This is a genomic window from Arenibacter sp. F20364, from assembly GCF_023015905.1.
In the GTDB taxonomy this organism is placed as follows: Bacteria; Bacteroidota; Bacteroidia; order Flavobacteriales; family Flavobacteriaceae; genus Arenibacter.
The window spans coordinates 1-1,378 of record NZ_JALKBD010000101.1 but is presented as its reverse complement, the minus strand read 5'-3'; the positions used below and the strand labels follow the sequence as shown (position 1 = coordinate 1,378).

Here is a 1,378-nt window from a genome sequence, read left to right as displayed (position 1 = left end):
TGTTCGGGTGCTTAAAAAACAAAACCACCTTAAAAAGCAGTTATCGAGGTCGTTGTTTTAATAATTACGGGGTTGTGCAACGGTTACTATTGTTGTGTACAGTATTTTATTCAGGAACCTTATAGTACTCTTTTTCAGCTCCATCTCTCCTTGTCACAATCAGTTGAGTGGAATCAAGATATTTTATTCCAGCGTATGTTTTTAGTCCACCAAAATCGTGCTCAATTTCAAATCCAGTCTCTGATTTTAAGATTCTTATATCAGGTTGATTTACTTCTGCTCTCTCCAATATTCCGTTTCTTTTTATATCAAACACCTTAAATTTTCCGATTCCATCATTAAATTCATAAAGATATTGCTGCTTTTCATCAGAATCTTTCTTTTTCCAGTTACCGCTCAAATATGTTTCAATTTCCTTTTCGGAATCACAACACTTTAAATCCTGTCCGATTAAAATCAGAGGGAAAAATGTTAATAGTAAAAGCAAAGTTGTTTTCATGATTTAAAGTTCTCCAATATTGTACACAACGTTAAGGCTATGATTTCGGTCTGGGAAATCCGACAGGATTTTTCAGTTCGGAATCGGGCCGGATTAAAAGTAAGAAATTTTATGTTTTGGAGAAAGTAAGACTGAATTATAGCCACTGTTAGCAAATCGTTTTTTATTTTTTCATTATTACTCGTTCCTTAAATACGACTTCGAGGATTTCCTTCAGGTCGATAAGTTCCCTGTTGGTCAAGTCTAATCCTATTTTTAACTGATCTCCGGACCAGCTGATTTCAAATTTATCTCGATTTAACCTCACGATCATTTTGTCTTCAAAATCCAGTGCTGTGTCAGATTCTGATGATTCAATGTGGTAATAGCTATGCTCAAAGTCGTCTTCTGGGTAAGTCTTTTGAATTAATAGATACTTTTCTTCCGAATTCATAATCTCGTCAATAGTTTTGAATTGATCATCTGCACTTTTTGAGTCAGAAAAAATTATGGTACAACCCAACTCTTCGTCTGAAATAGTCAATTCTTCACATTGAAAGTTCATTGTCGTCATTAGTGAAAGATTTGTTTGGTAAATCGTTTTGTTTTTTGCGCCCGAGTAAAAGCTAGCGTTCTGCTTGCGTTTTGAGTGAGTCTGAGTAAGAAAGCCTTGCGAACCACTCCGTGCTCCTCCGAATCGAGCTTAAATCCATTTGCATCTGAGTGAGAGGTCAATCCTCCATCCGAGTTTTTGCACCTGAAACTATGGATTAAGGACAAAGCATTTTTAACGTACCATATGTTTGCTAACGGTTTAGCTATGAACAGTACGGGAGCAAACTGGCGTTTGCTTTCTGACACTCGCATAGCGAAATCTTATTGTTTTGATTTATTTTTTTT

Annotated in this window: 2 protein-coding genes; both read right to left on the bottom strand. The window is 35.8% G+C overall.

The genetic code is table 11. From position 1 onward, the window contains the following. Nucleotides 1-106: 106 nt before the first annotated feature. On the bottom strand, nt 107-499 hold the full coding sequence (locus tag MWU84_RS23870) for a hypothetical protein (RefSeq protein ID WP_246906510.1): 393 nt from the start codon (nt 497-499) through the stop codon (nt 107-109). 163 nt (nt 500-662) lie between these two features. Beyond that, a complete protein-coding gene (locus tag MWU84_RS23865; RefSeq protein WP_093978194.1) occupies nt 663-1,052 on the bottom strand; it encodes a hypothetical protein in 390 nt (129 codons plus the stop codon). Nucleotides 1,053-1,378 lie beyond the last annotated feature (326 nt).